This window comes from Stenotrophomonas sp. SY1, assembly GCF_021202945.1.
GTDB lineage: Bacteria > Pseudomonadota > Gammaproteobacteria > Xanthomonadales > Xanthomonadaceae > Stenotrophomonas.
In genome coordinates this window covers 838,753-858,954 of sequence record NZ_JAJOYR010000001.1, presented here as the reverse complement: position 1 = coordinate 858,954, position 20,202 = coordinate 838,753, and the positions used below count along the sequence as shown (strand labels likewise).

Below are 20,202 nucleotides of genomic sequence, written 5' to 3'. Positions count from 1 at the left end.
ACCGCTTTCGCCCTGCAAGCACTTGGTAAACGAGTTGTTTCGAATAGCCATGGGTACGCGCCCATGCGCTGATCGATACGCCCCGGCGAGCGAATTCCAGTCGTATCGCATCAGCCTTGGCTCCGGGTATGCTTGCATCCATGATGGCACTCAATAGTTCACAATCGTAAACACTGAGTATCTTTTAGTGTATTTTCTTGGCTTTTACAAGCCTGGGAGGCTGGAATTTGAGCTTTGGCAGGCGACTCAGGGAGGCTAGGGATCGACTACGCCTGACTCAGCAGCAGTTCGCAGAACTGGGGGGCGTCAAGCGTGTTTCCCAGCATCTTTACGAGCAGGACGCCCGGGTACCCGACCTCAATTACCTCTTGCGCCTCAAAGAGCACGGCGTCGATGTGAACTACCTCGTTCTGGGCGACAGCGCCGGCCATGCGCAGGCAGCTTCAGCCTCACCTGACCTCTACGTAGCGGCGTTCCGTACCGTCGACGAATTCGCTAGAGACGACGCTGGCAATCCCCTCCCTTACGTGGAACGCGAGCGATTTTTCTCTTTCCTTTGCACGACACTCGCGCAAACCAGCTCTCCGAAATCGAGCAACGAGCTGAAGGAGCGACTAGTGAGGTTCATGCGCTCATGAAGAGACTTCTTCCTCGCGCAGCCCAGCGAACGCTTCAGCGGATAGGGCAGACGTTGGATCCGTTCTTCGCCGGACGTTGGTATTGGTCCCTGAAACGCTGGATTTCAGAACGATGCCTCCAACGCGCCCTTGACGGACATGGTGACCTTTCCATGCAAACGCGACGGGCAACCGAACGTTATCGCCGAGCCGACTTCGCGGTCCGCTACTGGCGCTCAGCGCCCGGACCAGTGATGCAGGTAGCGGCAAAAGCGCTTGATGCCGGTATACCTGTGGATGCTGTCCGCCTTGTTGTCCTCAACACCGACCTGAGAGTCAGGGATGGGCAGGTTCATCTACGCCGCTCTTTCTTCATGACTGTTCTCAACACCGTCTTCGCAAGCATCATCGTTGTGCACATGTTTTTGATGTGCGCGATGACGGTCGCATTAACTGGACCGATTTGGTTGAAGGTAGTAGTCATCCTGGCTGTAGCCTTCGTCTACTGCTTCCTCTACTACGGCTGGTCGCTGTACACATCACGCCCCCAGCATGCCCTTTCAAAGTACGGTCAGACGTTCGACGCACTTTGTACCGCAAGTACAACGCGATCCCACAACAAGGTGCGCAACCTTGCCTCGCATTGAATTCTCACCTCTCGTCATAGAACGAGAAAGAACAAGAAAAGCCTACGTGGGCTAAGTGAGCAGATAGTCATTCCCATGCGGTTTCCTCTTTTTGTCGCCTGCGCTCAACGCTCAGGCTGCACATCACTTTCGACTTTGAAACAGGCACCATGACTAAGAACGGCAAGACCACCAGCACCCCGACCGCAGAAGCCCCGGTAATCCCCCCCAAGGCTTCCGACACCGTCCTGGCCAGCTTCATCTGGAAGAACGCCGAAGACCTGTGGGGCGATTTCAAGCACACCGACTTCGGCAAGATCATCCTGCCGTTCACCCTGCTGCGCCGTCTGGAATGCGTGCTGGAACCCACCGGCGAGAAGGTCCGCGAAGCACATGCTAAGTTCAAAGACAAGGGACTGGATACAGCGCTGATCCTGCGCCAGACCGCCGCACTTCCCTTCTACAACACCTCGCAATATTCGCTGGCCACCTTGGGCGCGACCAAAACCAAGTCCAACCTGGAAGCCTACATCGCAGGCTTCTCGGACAACGCCCGCGTCATCTTCGACCAGTTCAACTTTGCCGACACCATCGCGCGGCTGGCGCGTGCCGACATCCTGTTCAAGATCTGCCAGAACTTCGCCAGTACCGATCTGCACCCGGATGTCGTGCCCGATCGCGTGATGTCCAATATCTACGAGCACCTCATCCGCCGCTTCGGTGCGGAGGTCAATGAGGCTGCCGAGGACTTCATGACACCTCGTGATGTGGTCCATCTGGCCACCACGCTGTTGCTCGACCCGGACGATGCGCTGTTCCGCAGCAACCCTGGCCTGATCCGCACGCTGTACGACCCCACCTGTGGCACCGGCGGCTTCCTCACCGATGCCATGAACCACGTCGATGGCTTCGCTGCCCAGGGCAAGGCCCCGCCCGTGCTGATTCCGTTCGGCCAGGAGCTCGAACCGGAAACCCACGCTGTGGCCCTGGCCAACATGCTGCTGCGTCGTCTGGAAACCGAGCCCGCACGCGACCTGTCGGCCAACATCGCTGGCCCCAAGTCCACCCTGTCCCAGGACGCCTTTGCCGGTCAACGCTTCCACTACTGCCTGTCCAACCCACCCTTTGGCAAGAAGTGGGAGAAGGACCAGGCGTTCGTTGAGCGCGAGGCCAAAGAGAGGGGCTTTGAGGGCCGCTTCGGTGCAGGAACGCCGCGCGTGTCCGACGGCTCCATGCTCTTCATCCAGCATCTCGTTTCCAAGCTGGAGCGCCCTGAGAATGGCGGTGGCCGCGCGGCCATCATCCTGTCTGGCTCGCCCTTGTTCACCGGCAACGCTGGCCAGGGTGAAACCGAGATCCGCCGCTGGTTGCTGGAAAACGACCTGATCGACGCCATCGTGGCCCTGCCCACCGACATCTTCTTCCGTACCGGGATCGGCACCTACATCTGGCTGCTGGACAACAACAAGTCCAAGGAGCGCAAGGGTAAGGTTCAGCTGATCGACGCCACGGGCATGCACAGCCCCATGCGAAAATCCGAGGGTAACAAGCGCCGCTACGTCAGCGACGAGCAGGCACAGGACATCGCTCGCCTGTATGCCGATTTCGCGCCCAGCGAGAACGTGCGGATCGTGGACTACCGCGACTTCGGCTACCGCCGAATCAAGGTGCTGCGCCCCTTGCGCCTGGTTGCCAAGATCACCGAAGAGGCCATCGAAGCCCTCCAGGCCAGCAAGCCCTTCGTCAGGCTGGATGAGGACGCGCAAGCCGGCTGGGCGAAGCTGCTGCGCAAGCACCTGGGCCAGACCTATCCCTACGAGTGGTTCGCGGGCTTGCCCACGTTGACCAAAAAGGCTGGCCTACCCAAGATCGCCAAACCGCTGGCCAACGCATTGGAAAGCGCGCTGGGCGTGCGCACCTCTGATGCCCCGGAAGTCCTCGATGACGAAGGCAACCCCGTGCCAGACAAGGAACTGGAGGACTTCGAGAGCGTTCCACTCGACCAGAACATCGGCGATTACATGAAAGCCGAAGTTCTACCCCACGTCTCAGATGCCTGGGTGGATTCGGAGTACAGCGACGAGCGCGATTGCCAAGTGGGCAAGATTGGCTACGAAATCAACTTCAACCGCTACTTCTACAAGTACGTTCCGCCGCGCGATCTGCACGAGATCGACGCCGAACTGAAGGCCGTAGAAGAAGAGATCGCCGCACTGTTGGATGAGGTGGCGGAGTGACTGTGGCAATGAAAGACAGTGGGGTTAAGTGGTTGGAGGAGGTTCCTGAAACCTGGGATACGGCCCCACTCAAGTCATTCCTACAGCTTCGTCGAGACATTGTCGGCACTGAAAGCGCAAATACCAAACTGCTATCCCTCACCCTGCAAGGTGTGATTGAGCGCGACTTGGAAAATAAAGCCGGCAAGCTGCCCGCGTCGTTCGACAGCTATCAGCGCATTGCTGCGGGCGAAATGGTCTTCTGCCTCTTCGACATGGACGAAACGCCGCGGACCGTCGGCGTAGCTCCACAAGATGGCATGCTGACTGGGGCCTACACGGTATTTCGGCCAAAAAACGAAATCTGGGCGCGCTATCTCTACTACTTTTTTCTCCATGTAGACGAGTACAAGCGTCTCAAGCCTTTCTACAAGGGGCTACGAAAGACGATCCGCCCTGGACCGTTTCTGTCCATTCAAGTACCCCATCCCGATGAATTAAAAGCCCAGGCCATCGTCGACTTCCTTGACCGTGCCACCTCCCGCATCGACACCCTCATTGCCAAGAAGACCAGCTTCATTGAGCTGTTGCGCGAGAAGCGCCAGGCCCTGATCACGCATGCCGTGACCAAGGGGCTCGATCCGAATGTGCCGATGAAGGAGAGCGGAGTGGAGTGGTTGGGAGAGGTACCTGCGCATTGGTCTGTGGGCCAGAGTCGCCGCCTTTTCCGTGAGCGTAATGAAAAGGCGAGAAACGGAGACATTCAACTAACGGTTTCGCAGAAGTACGGCCTCCTTCCCCAAACTGAGTTCATGGAAAGGGAGGGTCGTCGTGTTGTTGTCGTGCAAAAGGGCCAAGAGATCCTCAAGCGAGCCTATGCAGGCGACTTCGTCATTAGCATGCGAAGCTTCCAAGGGGGGCTGGAATACTCCGAGCATCACGGCTCGGTGAGCTCGGCCTATGTACCCCTAGTCCCCATCAAGATGGTTGTCCCGCGCTACTTCCGCTGGTTGTTCAAGAGCAGTACGTACATCCAGGCACTTCAAAGCACATCTGATCTTGTCCGTGATGGCCAGGCACTTCGCTTTGAGAATTTCACCAAGGTTCCACTTCCTGTGGCTTCAAAGGATGAACAATCCCAAATTGCCGACTTTCTTGATCGCGCCACCACCCGCATCGACACCCTGATCGCCAAGACCGAGCAATCCATCGAGCTCCTTCACGAGCACCGCACCGCGCTGATTACCGCTGGCGTCACCGGCAAGATCGATCTGAGCAACTGACCAATCCCTCAACCGGCCCTCCTTACGACAATGACCTCATCCAATCGCAGTGGCTCATCTGGCGGCAACAACAAGCCCTCTTCTCCTGGTACCGGTGGCGGATCCGGCAACAAGGGAATGGCCCCGGTGCCAGTACGCCTACCGGTGGCGGGAACCGAAGCAGCAATACGAACAGCGGCGGCCCGCGTAATCCCTCAGGCGGCCAGAAGTCGAAATGAAGCTATCAGAGGCCAAGGAGAACTACTACTGCCACTCTGCTGCGGCAAGCGCTGGGGCAAGGCAACTGGCGTTCGCCGGCATTGCGGCAGTGTGGGTGTTCAACCAGCCTCAGAACCAACCAAGAATCGCGCTTCCATCGATCCTGACCTGGGCCATGATCCTGCTCTGCTTTTCCTTGGCCTGCGACCTCCTCCAGTACGCCATCGCGTCTGCGATCTGGGGGTACTTCCACCGTATCAAGGAGGAGGAACTGGCCGCCAAGTCGATCACAGCTGACGCCAATGTCGCCGCCCGCCACTGGTTCAACTGGCCAGGCATCATCTTCTACTGGTCGAAGCTGGCGCTGATCATCGCCGCCTATGCCTGTATTGCCGTCTTCCTCTTCAGTCACCTGAGCGCCAACGCCTAAGGACAGCCATGCATCCCGTCTTCACCGACACCGCCCATCGCGAGAAGTACTTCGAGGACTACGTCGTCAAGCAGTTGGAAGCCCGCGGCTGGAGGGTGGGCGACACCCCAGGCTACGACCAGAACCATGCCCTGTACCCGGAAGATCTGGTCGAGTGGGTGAAGGCGACCCAGCCCAAGAAGTGGCAGAAGCTGGAGGCCGGCAATGGCAGCAGGGCCACCGACACCCTCATGGATCGTCTTGCCCAGGCCTTGGAGCGCGAGGGCACGGTCAACGTGCTGCGCAAGGGCATCAAATTAGCCGGCGCCGGTGAGATTTCACTCAGCGAAGGCCTGCCTGAAGACAAACGCGACCCGTCAGCCTGGGAGCGCTACAACGCCAACATTCTGCGCGTCGTGCCCCAGCTCATGTATCGCCCTGGCAGCAAGCTGGCCATCGACCTGGCGTTTTTCATCAACGGCCTTCCCGTGGCCACCGTGGAGATCAAGACCGACTTCACCCAGTCCGCGGAAGCCGCCGTCGAGCAGTACAAGAACGACCGTCTGCCGATGGATCCGAAAACCCGTCGGGTCGAACCACTGCTGACCTTTCAACGCGGTGCGGTTGTTCACTTTGCCATGTCTGACAGCGACATCCAGATGTGCACGAAGCTGGCCGGCAAGAACAGTTACTTCCTGCCTTTCAACCAGGGCCGAGACGGTAGCAATGGCGTCTGGACAGGCAACCCCATCCGGGAGGACGGCGAGTACCCGGTGGCGTTCTTCTGGGAGCAGGTCTGTCAGCGCGACAACTGGCTTCGGATTTTCCACAGCTTCGTCTATACCGAAAAGAAAGACGTGGTGGACCTTGCCGGCAACCACCACCGCAAGGAGACGCAGATTTTTCCGCGCTTCCACCAGTGGGATGCGGTCACACGGATGATTGCCGACGCCCGAGCCAACGGCCCGGGTATGACCTATTTGTGCGAACACTCGGCCGGCTCCGGCAAGACCAGCACCATTGCCTGGACCGCACACGACTTGATCCGCCTGCGCAACAAAGAGGGCTCCCCCTACTTCCACTCGGTCATTGTGGTCACCGATCGTACCGTGCTGGACAAGCAGCTCCAGGACGCCGTCCAGCAGATCGACCACCAGAAGGACCTGATTGCCGCCATCGGTGACAAGGACACTGGCGAAAGTAAGTCCAAGGAGCTGGCCAGGGCTATGGAGCGCGGCACGCCTATCATCGTGGTGACGCTCCAGACCTTCCCGTACGCCATGGAGCAGGTGCTGACCAACGGCAAGCTGAAAGATCGCAGCTTTGCCGTCATCATCGACGAAGCCCACACCAGTCAGACCGGCTCAGCCGCCTCCAAACTGCAGGCCACGCTCGCGCTGCGCGATGCTAAGGAAATGGAAGGGCTGACCGTCGAGGAGCTGCTGGAGAAGATCCAGTCCTCGCGCGTGCGCCCGAAGAACGTCTCTTACTTTGCCTTCACGGCTACGCCCAAGCACGCCACGCTGACCCTGTTCGGCCGGCTTGCCGACCCCACGCTGCCGCCCAACAAAGAAAACAAGCCGCAATCCTTCCACAAGTACCCGATGCGCCAGGCGATTGAGGAAGGTTTCATCCTCGACGTGATGGCCGGCTATCTGCCGTACAAAACCGCATTCAACCTGGCCGAGCCGACCAAGGACGGCAAGCGCTTCTCGCAGAAGGCAGCCAAACGCGCCTTGGCCAAGTGGCTCAACCTGCACGCGACCAATGTCACACAGAAGGTGGAGTTCATCGTTGAGCACTTTGCGGCCAATGTGGCGCCACTGCTAGGCGGCACCGCCAAGGCGATGATTGTCACCTCATCGCGTGCCTCCGCCGTGCGCTACAAGCGTGCGTTCGATGCGTACATTGCTGCCCACCCACAGCACAAAGCGTTTCAGGCGCTGGTGGCGTTCTCCGGCGCACTGACCGGCAAGGAAGTGAGCCACAGCTCAGACGAGCAACTGCGGGACGACCCGTTCACCGCGCAGGACGACGAACAGTTCACCGAAAGCAGCATGAACCCACGCCAGTACGGCAGCGACCTACGCAGGGTGTTCGACCGTCCCGAGTTCCGCGTGATGATCGTGGCCAACAAATTCCAGACCGGCTTCGACCAGCCCAAGCTGTGCGCAATGTACCTGGACAAGAAGATTGCCAACGAAGTGGAAATTGTGCAGACGCTGTCGCGGCTCAACCGCACTGCGCCGGGCAAGGACACCACCTTCGTGGTCGATTTCGTCAACGAGCCGCAGGCCATCGTGGATGCGTTTGCAAAGTACGACACCGGCGCGCGCATCGTGGACGTGCAGAACCCCAACATCATCTACGACCTGCAGGCCGACCTGGATAAGGCGCGCATCTACGCACGCGAAGACGTGGCTGCCTACACCGCGGTGCGCTACAAATCGGCCGCGGCGTTTGCGGCGGGAGAACAGGCGCAGCACAAGGCATTGTACGCCGCCACCAGCCAGCCGACACAGCGCTTCAATGACGCCATCAAGGCCGGGCTGGCCGCCATGCAGTCGGCTGAGCAAGCGTTCGAGCTGGCCAAAATACAGGGCAACGAAGCCGGCATGAAACAGGCCGATGCCGCCCGCACTGCGCATGCCGATACGTTGCAGGAGTTGCTGGATTTCAAATCCGGGCTGAGCCGCTTTGGCTCGCTGTACACCTATATCGCCCAGACCATCGACCTAGGCGATGCCAAGCTGGAAGGCTTCGCCAGCTTCGCCCGGTTGCTGGCCAAACGCCTGCACGGCGTGCCGCCCGAGCAGGTAGACGTGTCCGCCCTTGTCCTGACCGGCTTCGACATCAAGCCACAAGACATGCCAGATGGTGACGAACCACCCAAGGATGATGCTGTCATCCTCAAGCCCATCGGTGCGGGTGGCGGTGGTCAGCCATCGCTCCCGGTTTATCTGCGTCAAGTGATTGCACGCCTCAATTCGATCTTCGGTGAAGCTACACCGCTGACCGACAAGGTGGCGTTCGTAAATCACGTCGCCGACATAGTGCGCGAAGACGCCAACACTATGGCCCAGGTCAAGAGCAACCCGCGCGATGTAGCCATGAACGGCAATATCAATGGCACAGTACAGTCAGCGGTGGTGCGTGCGCTTCAATCGCATGGCGACTTGGCTGCGCACGTCATGAAGCATGACCATCAGGCGATGGCCCCACTGATCGGGTTGGTCTACGAACTGATCAAGGCGGGACAGAACATTGACCAGGCTGGTCTTGGCGCATGACGTACTACGAAGGCAGCTCCTTGGTCTCGCAAGACCATGCCGCCAAGACCCCGGCAACGCTGGCCCCCAAACAATCCATTGAAGTGCTAGCAGCCACCTATCTGGATACACCGTCCCGGTTGGATGTGGTGATCTTCTGGGCCAATCCGGATGGGAGTCAGGAAAAGCAGGAATGGGTTGTGACCACGTAAGTTTGCTCGCCCTTGAAACTTGCTATCCCGCTTGGCTGGACTCCAACAGCGGAGCCAAACAGCAGTACCAGTTGATCAGACATCCGTCTGTTGGAAGCCTGCATCAGGGCAATGCGCCTTTCGGCGCTTCAGCCGGTTCGCAGCCTAAAAAGCTGCCGCCCATGATGGCGGCAGCTTTTTATCGCCTCGGTTCACAGACCAACAGCCTGAAGGCCTGATTCATAGAATCAAACTTTATTTCCCCAGATAAAACTTTGTTCTCTGAGATAGATATTTATTACCAGAGATAGAACTTTATTTTCTGTCGACACCGGTTACGTTCCCGTTACAAGGCTTACTCGACCGTCACACTTTTTGCCAGGTTGCGCGGCTTGTCCACGTCGGTGCCCCGCGCCAGGGCGGTGTGGTAGGCCAGCAGCTGCACCGGAATGGTGTGCACCACCGGGCTCAGCACGCCGGAATGGCGTGGCGTGCGGATCACGTGCACGCCTTCGGATTCGCTGAAATTGCTGTCCTGGTCGGCAAACACGAACAGCTCGCCGCCACGCGCGCGCACTTCCTGCATGTTGGACTTCACCTTCTCCAGCAGGCTGTCGTTGGGGGCGATCACCACCACCGGCATTTCCGCATCGACCAAGGCCAGCGGGCCGTGCTTGAGTTCGCCGGCCGGGTAGGCCTCGGCGTGGATGTAGGAGATTTCCTTGAGCTTGAGCGCCCCTTCCAGGGCGATCGGGTAATGCAGGCCACGGCCCAGGAACAGCGCATTGGACTTGCCGGCAAAACGCTCGGCCCAGGCCACGATCTGCGGCTCCAGGTTCAACGCGTGCTGCACGCTGCCCGGCAGGAAGCGCAACTGCTCCAGGTAATCGGCTTCCTGCGCGGCATCGACCTTGCCGTGCAGCTTGCCCAGCACCACGCCCAGTTGGAACAACGCAGCCAGCTGGGTGGTGAACGCCTTGGTCGAGGCCACACCAATCTCGGCACCGGCGCGGGTGTAGCAGACCAGCTCGCTGGCGCGCGGAATGGCGCTCTCGGGCACGTTGCAGATCGACAGCGTGTGCAGGTGGCCCAGCGACTTGGCGTACTTCAGCGCCTCCATCGTGTCCAGGGTTTCGCCGGACTGGGAGATGGTGACGATCAGGTGTTTGGGATTGGCGTAGGCGGCGCGGTAGCGGTACTCGCTGGCGATCTCCACGCTGCACGGCAGCCCGGCAATGGCTTCGATCCAGTAACGCGCGGTCAGGCCAGCGTAGTAGCTGGTGCCGCAGGCCAGGATCTGCACGCCCTCGACATCCTTGAGCACGGCTTCGGCGTTCTTGCCGAACAGCTCGGCCGGGAAGCCACCGGCATCGATGGCGGCCTCGATGGTGTCGGCCAGCGCGCGCGGCTGCTCGTGGATTTCCTTCTGCATGAAGTGGCGGTACGGGCCCAGCTCCAGCGATGCCAGCGACACTTCGGACATGCGCTCTTCGCGCTGCACCAGCACATTGTCCGCGTCGAACACGCGCACGCCTTCGCGGCCCAGCTCGGCGGTGTCGCCTTCTTCCAGGAACATCACCCGGCGCGTGGCCTGGATGATCGCCGACACGTCCGAGGCAACGAAATTCTCGCCCTCACCCAGGCCCACCAGCAGCGGGCAGCCCATGCGCGCGGCCACCAGGCGCTGCGGCTCCTTCTGGCTGATCACCGCCAGCGCGTAGGCGCCGGTGAGTTCCTTGACGGTACGTTGCAGCGCGCCGAGCAGGTCGTCGTGATCGTCCTTGAGGTGGTGATGGATCAGGTGCGCGATGACCTCGGTATCGGTCTGCGATTCGAATTCGTAGCCGAGCTGACGCAACCGCTCGCGTTGCTCTTCGTGGTTCTCGATGATGCCGTTGTGCACCAGCGCCACGCCGTGGCTGATGTGCGGGTGGGCATTGGATTCGGTGACGCCACCGTGGGTGGCCCAGCGGGTGTGGCCGATGCCCAGCACGGCGTGGAAACCTTCACTCTGCGCGGCATTGGCCATTTCGGCGACGCGGCCGGTGCGGCGCACGCGCTTGACTGTGTCGCCGTCCAGCACCGCGATGCCGGACGAATCGTAGCCGCGATATTCCAGCCGCTTCAGTCCTTCGATCAGTACCGGAACCACATCGCGATCAGCGATCGCACCCACAATGCCGCACATAGTCCATCCGTTCGCAATGGTGATCGGACATTCTAAGTCAGGCTTCCGGCCACACAGCGGACATCTGCGGCCATCGGCCCTGCGGACACTGTCCGCGAAAGTGTCCGCGGACACCCGGACACTCTTCATGCACTGTAAATTTCCTTTTGATTCATGAAGTTGAAGTTGGCACGGCGCCTGCTTAATGGTTAGCAACCCCAGCAGCGAAGCCAACGATGATCCGCGACACCTCTGCCCAGGACCATGTTCCCACCCAGCGCCCGCAGCCCAAGTGGCGCCGTTGGCTGTGGCCCGCTGTCGCCACCGCCGTGGTGGTGGTCGGCATCGGCTACGTCGCCAGCAACTGGCTCGGCGCCAGCCGCTCGTTCGACGGCAGCCGCCTGCGCATGGCCGAAGTCGGCCGTGGCGACCTGGTCCGCGACATCGCCGCCGACGGCCGCGTGATCGCCGCCAACAGCCCGGTGCTGTACGCGATCTCCGCCGGCACGGTGACCTTGAAGGTGGTGGCCGGTGACGTGGTCAAGCAGGGCCAGGAGCTGGCGGTGATCGACAGCCCGGAGCTGCGCAGCAAACTGGCCCAGGAACAGGCCACCCTGGCCGGCCTGGAGGCCGAAGCCAGCAGCGCCGCACTGGATGCCACCCTGGCCCGCGCCACCGGCGCCAAGATGTCCGACCAGGCCGGGCTGCAGCGCACCGCCGCGCAGCGTGACCTGGACCGCTACCAGCGTGGTTTCGATGGCGGCGCCGTGCCGCAGGTGGACCTGGCCAAGGCCCAGGACGAGCTGAAGAAGGCCGACATCGAGCTGCAGCACGCCCGTCAGGACGCCAACCTGCAGAGCCAGGGCGCAGCCCTGGATGCCCGCAACAAGAGCCTGCTGGCTGGCCGCCAGAAGGCCGTGGTTGAAGAAGTGCAGCGCCAGGTTGACGCACTGACCCTGCGCGCACCGTTCGACGGCCAGGTCGGCCAGGTGCAGGCCACCCAGCACACCCAGGTCATCGCCAATGCACCGGTGCTGGGCGTGGTCGACCTGTCGCGCTTCGAAGTGGAGATCAAGGTGCCGGAGAGCTTCGCCCGTGACCTGGCCATCGGCATGCCGGCCCAGCTCACCAGCGGCTCGGGCCAACCGTTCCCGGGCGAGATCGCAGCGGTGTCGCCGGAAGTGGTCAACGGCGAAGTGGTCGCCCGCATCCGCTTCTCCGACAAACAGCCACCGGGCCTGCGCCAGAGCCAGCGCATGAGCGCACGCATCCTGCTCGATACCCGCAAGAACGTGCTCAAGGTCGAACGCGGCCCGTTTGTTGAACAGTCCGGTGGCCGCTATGCGTATGTGGTCACCGGCAGCACCGCCACCCGTCGCCCCGTGCAGCTGGGCGTGAGCAGCCTGGGTGAAGTGGAAGTCGTGTCCGGCCTGCAGCCGGGCGAGAAGGTCGTTGTCTCCGGCGCTGACCTGTTCGGTGACAACGAACGCGTGTCGATCAACTAAGCGGGCAATGGAGGGCCTGGATCAGGGAGGGGCTGTAGTCGTCCGGTTCGTCGTGAAGCCAGACAACTGGAGCTGTTCCCATCCACCTCCCCACCCACCGTTGTTTCGCACTGTCAAAAACCGGAACAGGGAGTGGCAGAACCCAAGGCTGAAATCCATGTGACCTGGACGATCACCCAAGTTCTCCACTCCCTGTTCCCGGCCCCTGCCCCCTGCTTCACCCCGTTTCGTGTTTCACCCCATTCCCTGCCCTGAAAGGAAACCGCCATGCTCCACATGCAATCCGTCTCCAAGGTGTTCCGTACCGAACAGGTTGAAACCCATGCGCTGCGTTCGCTGGACCTGCATGTGCGCGAAGGCGAGTTCGTAGCCGTCACCGGTCCGTCCGGTTCGGGCAAGACCACCTTCCTCAACATCGCCGGCCTGCTGGAAACCTTCACCAGCGGCCAGTACCTGCTCGACGGCCAGGACGTGAGCCACCTCGGCGATGACGCCCGCTCGCGCCTGCGCAACCAGAAGATCGGCTTCATCTTCCAGGGCTTCAACCTGATCCCCGACCTCAACCTGTTCGACAACGTCGACGTACCGCTGCGTTACCGCGGCATGCCGGCCGCCGAGCGCCGCGAGCGCATCGAGAAGGCACTGAGCAGCGTCGGCCTGGGTTCGCGCATGAAGCACTACCCGGCCGAACTGTCCGGCGGCCAGCAGCAGCGCGCCGCCATCGCCCGCGCCCTGGCTGGCAGCCCACGCCTGCTGCTGGCCGACGAACCGACCGGCAACCTGGACACGCAGATGGCACGTGGCGTGATGGAGCTGCTGGAGGAGATCAACAGCCAGGGCACCACCATCGTGATGGTCACCCACGATCCGGAACTGGCCGCACGCGCGCAGCGCAACGTGCACATCGTCGATGGCCAGGCCACCGACCTGCTGCGTGAGCCGGTGCTGGCGCACGCCTCGCGCATCGCTGAAACCAACGCGCAGGGTTGAGGGCCGCGCATGTCCCTGTTCTCCTACTACCTGCAGCAAGGCATCCGCAGCCTGCGGCGCACGCCGGTGCTCACTGGATTGATGGTGCTGTCCATCGCCGTGGGCATCGGTGCGTCGATGACCACGCTGACGGTGATGCACCTGCTCTCGGGCGACCCGCTGCCCGGACGCAGCCAGCACCTGTACTACCCGCAGGTAGACGCGTCCCCGCGCGGGGAAAAGGCGCGTGAGGAACCGCTGGACATGCTCGACTACACCTCGGCCGTCGACCTGTGGCGTGAGGGTCCGGCCGAGCGCAAGGCGTTGATCTCGGAAAGCCCGATCAAGCTGTCCGCACCCGGCAGTGCGGCACCGGCGAGCATCAGCCGCCTGCTGTCCACCACCGCCGATTTCTTCCCGATGTTCCAGGTGCCTATGGCCTATGGCAGCGGCTGGTCCAGCGAGGATGACGAGCGCCGTGCACGCGTGGCGGTGATTTCCTGGGATCTGAACCAGCGCCTGTTCGGTGGCAAGGACAGCGTCGGGCAGATGCTGCGCATCCGCGACGGCGAAGTGCGCATCATCGGCGTGCTCAAGCCGTGGCGTCCGGCACCGCTGTACTACCGGGTGGCCGGTGGCCGTTTCGCCCAGGGCGACACCGCCGATTTCTACGGCCCGCCGCAGGAAGTGATGGTGCCGTTCTTCACCGGCCTGCAGATCAACGCCGGCCACTTCCAGCAGTTCACCTGCTGGGGTGATCTGCCCGAGAAGCCCGGCCACCTGGAGAACACCAACTGCGTGTGGTTGCAGCAGTGGGTGCAACTGGATACACCGGCGCAGGTCGCCGGCTACGAACAGTTCCTGCAAAGCTACGTGCAGCAGCAGAACCAGCTCGGCCGCATCAGCCAACCGGAACTGGTACGCCTGCGCAGCCTGATGCAATGGCTGGATTTCAACGGCGTGGTACCGCGTGACGTGCGCCTGCAGGCATGGATGGCACTGGCCTTCCTGGGCATCTGCCTGTTCAACACCATTGGTCTGCTGCTGGCCAAGTTCCTGCGCCGCACTGGTGAGATCGGTGTGCTGCGCGCACTGGGTGCCACCCGCGGGATGATCTTCAAGCAATGCCTGACCGAGGCGGCGTTGATCGGTCTGGCCGGCGGCCTGGCGGGCCTGCTGCTGACCCTGTTCGGACTGTGGAGCGTGCGCCAGCAACCGCTGGCCTACGCCGACATGATGCAGCTGGACCTCCGCATGCTCGGCTTCACCCTGCTTGCCGCCATCACCACCACATTGTTGGCAGGACTGCTGCCGGCGCTGCGCGCCGCCCGCATCGATCCAGCCCTGCAGATCAAGGCACTGTGAGCATGGATATCAAACCCATCCTGGCCACACTCTCGCGCCACCGCGTCGCGGCCACCCTCATCACCCTGGAAATCGCACTGGCTTGTGCGGTGCTGTGCAATGCGCTGTTCCTGGCCGTCTCGCGCATGGACATGATGGGCATGAACAGCGGCGTGGATGAAACCTCCATCGCCACGCTCAGCCTCAACGACTGCGAGGGCTGCGAACCGGTGGATCTCAACGGCCGCTGGCTGCAGCAGTTGCGCAGCCAGGCCGGCGTGCAGGCCGTGGGCGTGGCCAACGCGGTGCCGTTCGGCCAGCGCGCCGGCACCGCCGGCACCGCCGGCATCAGCCTGGATCCGGAAGGCAAGCACTTCGGCGGCGTGCCGCATTTCTACCTGCTCGACCCCGGCGCCATCGAGGTGATGCAGCTAAAGCCGGTGCAGGGCCGCAGCTTCAACGATGCCGATTTCCAGGCCGTGGACAACTTCCTGCCGGCCAACGCACAGGTGTGGATCACCCGTGCCTTCGCCGAGCACCTGTGGCCAGGTGAATCGGCGCTGGGCAAGCAGTTCTGGATGGCCGAGTACCGCTTCACGGTCGCCGGCGTGCTGGAACACTTCGCCCGTCCCGACCCGGGCCGCAGCGAGAACGGTGTTGCCGGCGCGCAGTGGTCGGTGATCGTGCCGGTCACCACCCACGCACAGAGTGGCACCTACGTCCTGCGTGCCAACGCCAGCGACCTGCCGCGCATCATCGCTGACGCCATCGCCGCCGCGCCCAAGGTAACGCCGGAAGCCATTCTGTCGATGGACTACAGCAAACCGCTGACGCAGCTGCGCGATGGCTTCTTCCAGCAGGACCGTGCGATGACCCGGCTGCTGTTGGGCGTGTGCCTGGCGATGCTGCTGGTCACCGCGCTGGGCATCATCGGCCTGGCCAGCTTCTGGGTGCAGCAACGCACCAAGCAGATCGGCATCCGCCGCGCATTGGGTGCCACGCGTGGGCAGATCATCGGCTACTTCCAGACCGAGAATTTCCTGCTGACCAGCTTCGGAATCGTGCTGGGCATGCTGCTGGCCTACGCCGGCAACCAGGTGTTGATGCAGTACTTCGAGATTCCCCGCCTGCCGCTGTACTACCTGCCATTTGGCGCCGTGCTGTTGTGGTTGCTGGGCCAGGCCGCCGTTATCGGCCCTGCCCTGCGCGCGGCTGCCATCCCTCCCATCGCCGCCACCCGCAGCGCCTGACCTGCCAAGGAACGCTCATGTTCAGCTATTACTTCAAACTCGCCCTACGCAGTTTTGGTCGCAACAAGATCCTCACCGCGCTGATGGTGCTGGCCATCGCACTGGGCATCGGTGCTGCGATGACCACACTGACGGTGTTCAAGGTGCTCTCCGGCGATCCGATCCCGCACAAGAGCGATCGACTGTTCTACGTGCAGATGGACCCGGGCATGCGTGAGGGCTACCAGCCCGGCGAAGAGCCCGAGATGCAGTTGACCCGCTTCGATGCCGAGGAACTGCTGCGGCAGAAGAAGGCGCCGCGCCAGGCGATGATGACCGGTGGTGGTGGCATCGTTGATCCGCGCGTGGATGCGCTCAAGCCGTTCAGTGTGGACATGCGTTACACCTCGGCCGATTTCTTCCCGATGTTCGACACCCCGCTGCTGTTCGGCCAGGGCTGGAGCAGTGCAGAGGACACCGGACGTGGCCGCGTGGCGGTGATCGGCAAGGAACTCAACGAAAAGCTGTTCAAGGGTGCAAACAGTGTTGGCAAGGAAGTGCTGATCGAAGGCCATGCACTGCGCATCGTCGGCGTGATGGACGAATGGGTGCCCAACCCGAAGTTCTATGACCTGTACACCGGTCGTTTCGACGCCGCCGAAGATGTCTTCCTGCCTTTCAGCACCGCCATCGACCTGAAGCTGGACCGCAACGGCAGCATGAACTGCTTCGGCCGCGAGATCGTCAACGATGCGACCGCGCAAAACGTTCCCTGTGCCTGGATCCAGTATTGGGTGGAACTGGACTCGCCCTCCGATGCCGGCGGCTTCAAGGCCTATCTGGACAACTACTCCGAGCAGCAGCGTGCCGCCGGCCGTTTCGAGCGCCCGGCCAACACCCGCCTGCGCAACGTGATGGACCTGATGGAATACCGCAACGCGGTGCCGGGCGACGTGCGTCTGCAGATGTGGCTGGCATTCGGCTTCCTGCTGGTGTGCCTGGTCAACACCGTCGGCCTGTTGCTTGCCAAGTTCCTGCGTCGTAGCGGCGAGATCGGTGTGCGTCGTGCGCTGGGTGCCAGTCGTGGCGAGATCTTCAAGCAGTGCCTGGTCGAGGCCGGCACGATCGGCCTTGCCGGTGGCCTGCTGGGGCTGGTGTTTGCCCTGTTCGGATTGTGGGCGGTGCGGCAGCGTCCGGCCGAGTACGCCTCATTGGCGCACCTGGACGGTTCGATGCTGCTGCTGACCTTCGTACTGGCCATCTTCGCCAGCATGCTGGCCGGCATCCTGCCGGCGTGGCGTGCGATGCAGGTGACGCCGGCGCTGCAACTCAAGAGCCAATAAGCAAGGAGGGAGTGAATAGAAGTGAGGAGAGAGTACAAGCGCCTGTTTCCGTTCACCGGCCCGTTGCAACGCACTCCTCGTTTCTCACTCCTCTCGTCGCATCACTCACTCATCGACACTCACTCCTCGTTTCACCGGAGAACCCTCATGGACATCCGCCCCATCCTCTCCACGCTGACACGGCACAAGACTGCTGCCGCGCTGATCGTGCTGGAGATCGCACTGAGCTGCGCCATCATCTGCAACGCCCTGTTCATCGTTTCCCAGCGTGTGGAAACCCTGAACCTGGCCAGCGGCATGGACGACAACCAACTGGTCGAGATCGCGCTCAGCGGCATCGGCAAGCAGGTTGATGGCGACGCCCGCACGGCCGAGGATCTGGCCACCCTGCGCGCCATTCCCGGCGTGGAGAGGGCGGCCATCGTCAACCAGCTGCCGTTCCAGAGCGGCTCCTGGAACACCGGCCTGACCACCACTCCCGAACCCGATGCGCAATCGGTGAACGCGGCGCAGTACATGGTCGGCGAACAAACGCTGGCCACGATGGGCCTGGACCTGGTCGCAGGCCGTGACTTCAACGCCGACGAGTTCGAGAGCAGCGCCATCCTTGAGCAGGAACTGGACGTGAGCAAACTGCGCGCCTCGGTGATCATCACCCAGCCGCTGGCCAAGCAGTTGTTCCCGGACGGCAGCGCGGTCGGCAAGACGCTGTACATGGCCAACATCCCGCTGACCGTTGTCGGCGTGGTGGATACCCTGCTGCGTCCGAACATGCAGAACAACAACCGCACCTACTCGGTGCTGTTCCCGATCCGCATGAACTTCTCCAACGGTGGCCGCTTCCTGATCCGCGTCAGCGACCCGGCCCGTCGCGATGAAGTGCTCGCCCAGGCGCTTGCTGCGCTGGAGAAGAACGACCCCAACCGCCTGACCTGGCGCAAGCTCACCTTTGAAGAAGGTCGCGCCAAGTTCTTCGCCAACGACCGCGACATGATCGGCCTGCTGCTGATCGTCAGCGTGCTGCTGTTGCTGGTGACCGCACTGGGCATCATTGGCCTGGCCAGCTTCTGGGTGCAGCAGCGCACCAAGCAGATCGGCATCCGCCGTGCGCTGGGCGCCACCCGTGGGCAGATCCTGCGCTACTTCCAGACCGAGAACTTCCTGCTGGCCGGCATCGGCATCGTGGTCGGCATGCTGCTGGCCTATCTGCTCAACCAGTGGCTGATGGGCCGCTACGAGCTGCCGCGCCTGCCGCTGCTGTATCTGCCGGTAGGCGCGGTTGCGCTGTGGCTGCTTGGCCAGGTCGCGGTGTTCGGCCCGGCCCGCAAGGCCGCTGCCATTCCGCCGGCCGTTGCCACGCGCAGCACCTGATCACGGACGAGCGGGGGATCGAATGTTCGGCTACTACCTGCAACTGGCGCTGCGCAGCTTCGGCCGCAACAAGGTGCTGACCGCGCTGATGGTGCTCACCATCGCGGTCGGCATCGGCGCGACGATGACCACGCTGGGTCTGTACTTCGTGCTCTCCGGCGATCCCATCCCGCACAAGAGCGCGCGGTTGTTCTATCCGCAACTGGAGCCGCGCACGCTTGGCAAGGACGCCACGCTGGACGCCGATCCGCTGCAGCAGCTCTCGCGCTATGACGCCGAAGAGCTGCTGCGGCAGAAGCGCGGTGATCGCCAGGCGTTGATGAGCGCCGGCTCGGTCACCGTGCAGCCCGGCGGCAATGCCGCCCAGCCGTTCCGGGCGATGACGCGCTACACCTCGGCCGACTTCTTTGCCATGTTCGATGTGCCGCTGCGTAGCGGCAGCGCGTGGAGCGCGGCCGAGGACGAGGCGCGCGCGCAGGTCGCCGTCATCGACCGCAAACTGGCCAACCGGCTGTTCGGCACCGAAGACGCGGTCGGCAGGCAGCTGCATCTGCCGCAGGGCGCATTCCAGGTGGTGGGCGTACTCGGTGACTGGGCACCGACGCCACGCTTCTACGACCTGACCAGCCGGCGTTACGGCGGTGACGAGCAGATCCTGTTGCCGTTCTCCACCTCGCGTGCCCTGCGCCTGGACACGCAGGGCAGCATGAGCTGCTGGGGGATAAGCCCCGACGATGCCGAAGGCAACCGTGGCCTGAACGCTCCCTGCGGATGGCTGCAGTACTGGGTGGAGCTGGACTCCCCGCAGAAGGCCGCAGCCTATCTGAAGTACCTGACCGATTACTCCGATGCCCAGCGCGCAAACGGCCGTTTCGAGCGACCGACCAATGTGCGCCTGCACGACGTGATGGGCTGGCTGGATCACAACCGCATCGTTCCCAACGATGTGCGGCTGCAGATGTGGCTGGCGTTCGGCTTCCTGCTGGTGTGCATGGTCAACACGGTGAGCCTGCTGCTGGCCAAGTTCCTGCGCCGTAGTGGCGAGATCGGCATCCGCCGCTCGCTGGGCGCATCGCGCACGGACATCTTCAAGCAATGCCTGACCGAAGCCGGCGTCATCGGTCTGGTCGGTGGTGGTGTTGGCCTGGGCTTTGCCGCTGTCGGACTGTGGCTGATCCGGCAACAACCAGACCCGTACGCAAAGCTCGCGCAGATGGACGGCACCACCTTGTGGCTGACCTTCGTGCTGGCCATTGTGGTCAGCACGGTTGCCGGTCTGCTGCCCGCATGGCGGGCCATGCGCATCCCTCCGGCACTGCAACTCAAAGCCCAGTGACACAGACACCCGCAACCAGGAAGCAGGAGCCAGTGGACAGGAACCAGAAGCCAAGCGACGCAGAGCCAAGCTGTTGTCGTTCCCGGCTTCTGGTTCCTGTCCCGTAGCTCCTGTTCTGCCACCGGAGAC

The 20,202-nt window shown here is 62.4% G+C and carries 16 protein-coding genes; 14 read left to right on the top strand and 2 right to left on the bottom strand.

Annotated elements, in window-relative coordinates; genetic code table 11:
- Positions 1–266: 266 nt before the first annotated feature.
- Positions 267–431, bottom strand: a complete 165-nt coding sequence (locus tag LR961_RS03400) for a hypothetical protein (protein WP_232147021.1) — start codon at positions 429–431, stop codon at positions 267–269.
- Positions 432–691: 260 nt separating this feature from the next.
- On the opposite strand from LR961_RS03400, the gene LR961_RS03395 reads away from it, so the two are divergent.
- The 7 genes from LR961_RS03395 to LR961_RS03365 all read left to right on the top strand — a co-directional run bounded on the left by LR961_RS03395 (position 692) and on the right by LR961_RS03365 (position 9,048).
- Positions 692–1,264 (top strand): hypothetical protein, encoded by a 573-nt coding sequence (locus tag LR961_RS03395; RefSeq protein WP_232147018.1) that lies wholly within the window; start codon positions 692–694, stop codon positions 1,262–1,264.
- Between the two features lie 149 nt (positions 1,265–1,413).
- Positions 1,414–3,480 (top strand): class I SAM-dependent DNA methyltransferase, encoded by a 2,067-nt coding sequence (locus LR961_RS03390; protein ID WP_232147017.1) that lies wholly within the window; start codon positions 1,414–1,416, stop codon positions 3,478–3,480.
- Between the two features lie 8 nt (positions 3,481–3,488).
- Positions 3,489–4,742: a restriction endonuclease subunit S gene (locus LR961_RS03385; protein WP_232147015.1), complete on the top strand. Its 1,254-nt coding sequence runs from the start codon at positions 3,489–3,491 to the stop codon at positions 4,740–4,742.
- Positions 4,743–4,956: 214 nt separating this feature from the next.
- Entirely contained in the window at positions 4,957–5,370 is a 414-nt protein-coding gene (locus LR961_RS03380) for a hypothetical protein (RefSeq protein ID WP_232147014.1), read from the top strand.
- Positions 5,371–5,378: 8 nt separating this feature from the next.
- A complete protein-coding gene (locus LR961_RS03375; RefSeq protein WP_232147012.1) occupies positions 5,379–8,639 on the top strand; it encodes a DEAD/DEAH box helicase family protein in 3,261 nt (1,086 codons plus the stop codon).
- Complete coding sequence (locus LR961_RS03370; RefSeq protein WP_232147011.1) at positions 8,636–8,830, top strand: hypothetical protein; 195 nt, start codon at positions 8,636–8,638, stop codon at positions 8,828–8,830. Before LR961_RS03375 ends, LR961_RS03370 begins: the two co-directional genes overlap by 4 nt.
- Positions 8,812–9,048, top strand: a complete 237-nt coding sequence (locus LR961_RS03365) for a hypothetical protein (RefSeq protein ID WP_232147009.1) — start codon at positions 8,812–8,814, stop codon at positions 9,046–9,048. Before LR961_RS03370 ends, LR961_RS03365 begins: the two co-directional genes overlap by 19 nt.
- 116 nt (positions 9,049–9,164) lie before the next feature.
- On the opposite strand, the gene glmS is transcribed toward LR961_RS03365, so the two are convergent.
- Positions 9,165–10,997, bottom strand: coding sequence for a glutamine--fructose-6-phosphate transaminase (isomerizing) (gene glmS / locus LR961_RS03360; protein ID WP_232147008.1), 1,833 nt, complete (start codon positions 10,995–10,997; stop codon positions 9,165–9,167).
- Between the two features lie 215 nt (positions 10,998–11,212).
- Here glmS and LR961_RS03355 point away from each other — a divergent pair, with 215 nt between their 5' ends.
- From LR961_RS03355 to LR961_RS03325, 7 genes are all read left to right on the top strand, one after another.
- Positions 11,213–12,481: an efflux RND transporter periplasmic adaptor subunit gene (locus tag LR961_RS03355; protein WP_232147003.1), complete on the top strand. Its 1,269-nt coding sequence runs from the start codon at positions 11,213–11,215 to the stop codon at positions 12,479–12,481.
- A gap of 267 nt (positions 12,482–12,748) precedes the next feature.
- The gene (locus LR961_RS03350; protein ID WP_057631663.1) at positions 12,749–13,471 is read left to right on the top strand and encodes an ABC transporter ATP-binding protein; all 723 of its coding nucleotides are present in this window, start codon (positions 12,749–12,751) and stop codon (positions 13,469–13,471) included.
- A gap of 15 nt (positions 13,472–13,486) precedes the next feature.
- A complete protein-coding gene (locus LR961_RS03345) occupies positions 13,487–14,815 on the top strand; it encodes an FtsX-like permease family protein (protein WP_232149174.1) in 1,329 nt (442 codons plus the stop codon).
- A 2-nt stretch (positions 14,816–14,817) separates the two neighbouring features.
- Entirely contained in the window at positions 14,818–16,044 is a 1,227-nt protein-coding gene (locus LR961_RS03340) for an FtsX-like permease family protein (protein ID WP_232147002.1), read from the top strand.
- A 17-nt stretch (positions 16,045–16,061) separates the two neighbouring features.
- The gene (locus LR961_RS03335; RefSeq protein ID WP_232147001.1) at positions 16,062–17,366 is read left to right on the top strand and encodes an ABC transporter permease; all 1,305 of its coding nucleotides are present in this window, start codon (positions 16,062–16,064) and stop codon (positions 17,364–17,366) included.
- A 147-nt stretch (positions 17,367–17,513) separates the two neighbouring features.
- Complete coding sequence (locus LR961_RS03330) at positions 17,514–18,737, top strand: FtsX-like permease family protein (RefSeq protein ID WP_232147000.1); 1,224 nt, start codon at positions 17,514–17,516, stop codon at positions 18,735–18,737.
- Between the two features lie 22 nt (positions 18,738–18,759).
- Positions 18,760–20,073 (top strand): ABC transporter permease, encoded by a 1,314-nt coding sequence (locus LR961_RS03325; RefSeq protein WP_232146999.1) that lies wholly within the window; start codon positions 18,760–18,762, stop codon positions 20,071–20,073.
- Positions 20,074–20,202 lie beyond the last annotated feature (129 nt).

What these genes read in the sequence shown, in the direction of transcription:
- LR961_RS03380 (WP_232147014.1), top strand. Translation starts at nt 4,957, where the DNA reads ATGAAGCTATCAGAGGCCAAGGAGAACTACTACTGCCACTCTGCTGCG.
- LR961_RS03365 (WP_232147009.1), top strand. Translation starts at nt 8,812, where the DNA reads ATGGGTTGTGACCACGTAAGTTTGCTCGCCCTTGAAACTTGCTATCCC.
- LR961_RS03325 (WP_232146999.1), top strand. Translation starts at nt 18,760, where the DNA reads ATGTTCGGCTACTACCTGCAACTGGCGCTGCGCAGCTTCGGCCGCAAC.
- LR961_RS03375 (WP_232147012.1), top strand. Translation starts at nt 5,379, where the DNA reads ATGCATCCCGTCTTCACCGACACCGCCCATCGCGAGAAGTACTTCGAG.
- glmS (WP_232147008.1), bottom strand. Translation starts at nt 10,997, where the DNA reads ATGTGCGGCATTGTGGGTGCGATCGCTGATCGCGATGTGGTTCCGGTA.
- LR961_RS03340 (WP_232147002.1), top strand. Translation starts at nt 14,818, where the DNA reads ATGGATATCAAACCCATCCTGGCCACACTCTCGCGCCACCGCGTCGCG.
- LR961_RS03400 (WP_232147021.1), bottom strand. Translation starts at nt 431, where the DNA reads ATGGCCGGCGCTGTCGCCCAGAACGAGGTAGTTCACATCGACGCCGTG.
- LR961_RS03355 (WP_232147003.1), top strand. Translation starts at nt 11,213, where the DNA reads ATGATCCGCGACACCTCTGCCCAGGACCATGTTCCCACCCAGCGCCCG.
- LR961_RS03350 (WP_057631663.1), top strand. Translation starts at nt 12,749, where the DNA reads ATGCTCCACATGCAATCCGTCTCCAAGGTGTTCCGTACCGAACAGGTT.
- LR961_RS03330 (WP_232147000.1), top strand. Translation starts at nt 17,514, where the DNA reads ATGGACATCCGCCCCATCCTCTCCACGCTGACACGGCACAAGACTGCT.
- LR961_RS03385 (WP_232147015.1), top strand. Translation starts at nt 3,489, where the DNA reads ATGAAAGACAGTGGGGTTAAGTGGTTGGAGGAGGTTCCTGAAACCTGG.
- LR961_RS03335 (WP_232147001.1), top strand. Translation starts at nt 16,062, where the DNA reads ATGTTCAGCTATTACTTCAAACTCGCCCTACGCAGTTTTGGTCGCAAC.
- LR961_RS03390 (WP_232147017.1), top strand. Translation starts at nt 1,414, where the DNA reads ATGACTAAGAACGGCAAGACCACCAGCACCCCGACCGCAGAAGCCCCG.
- LR961_RS03370 (WP_232147011.1), top strand. Translation starts at nt 8,636, where the DNA reads ATGACGTACTACGAAGGCAGCTCCTTGGTCTCGCAAGACCATGCCGCC.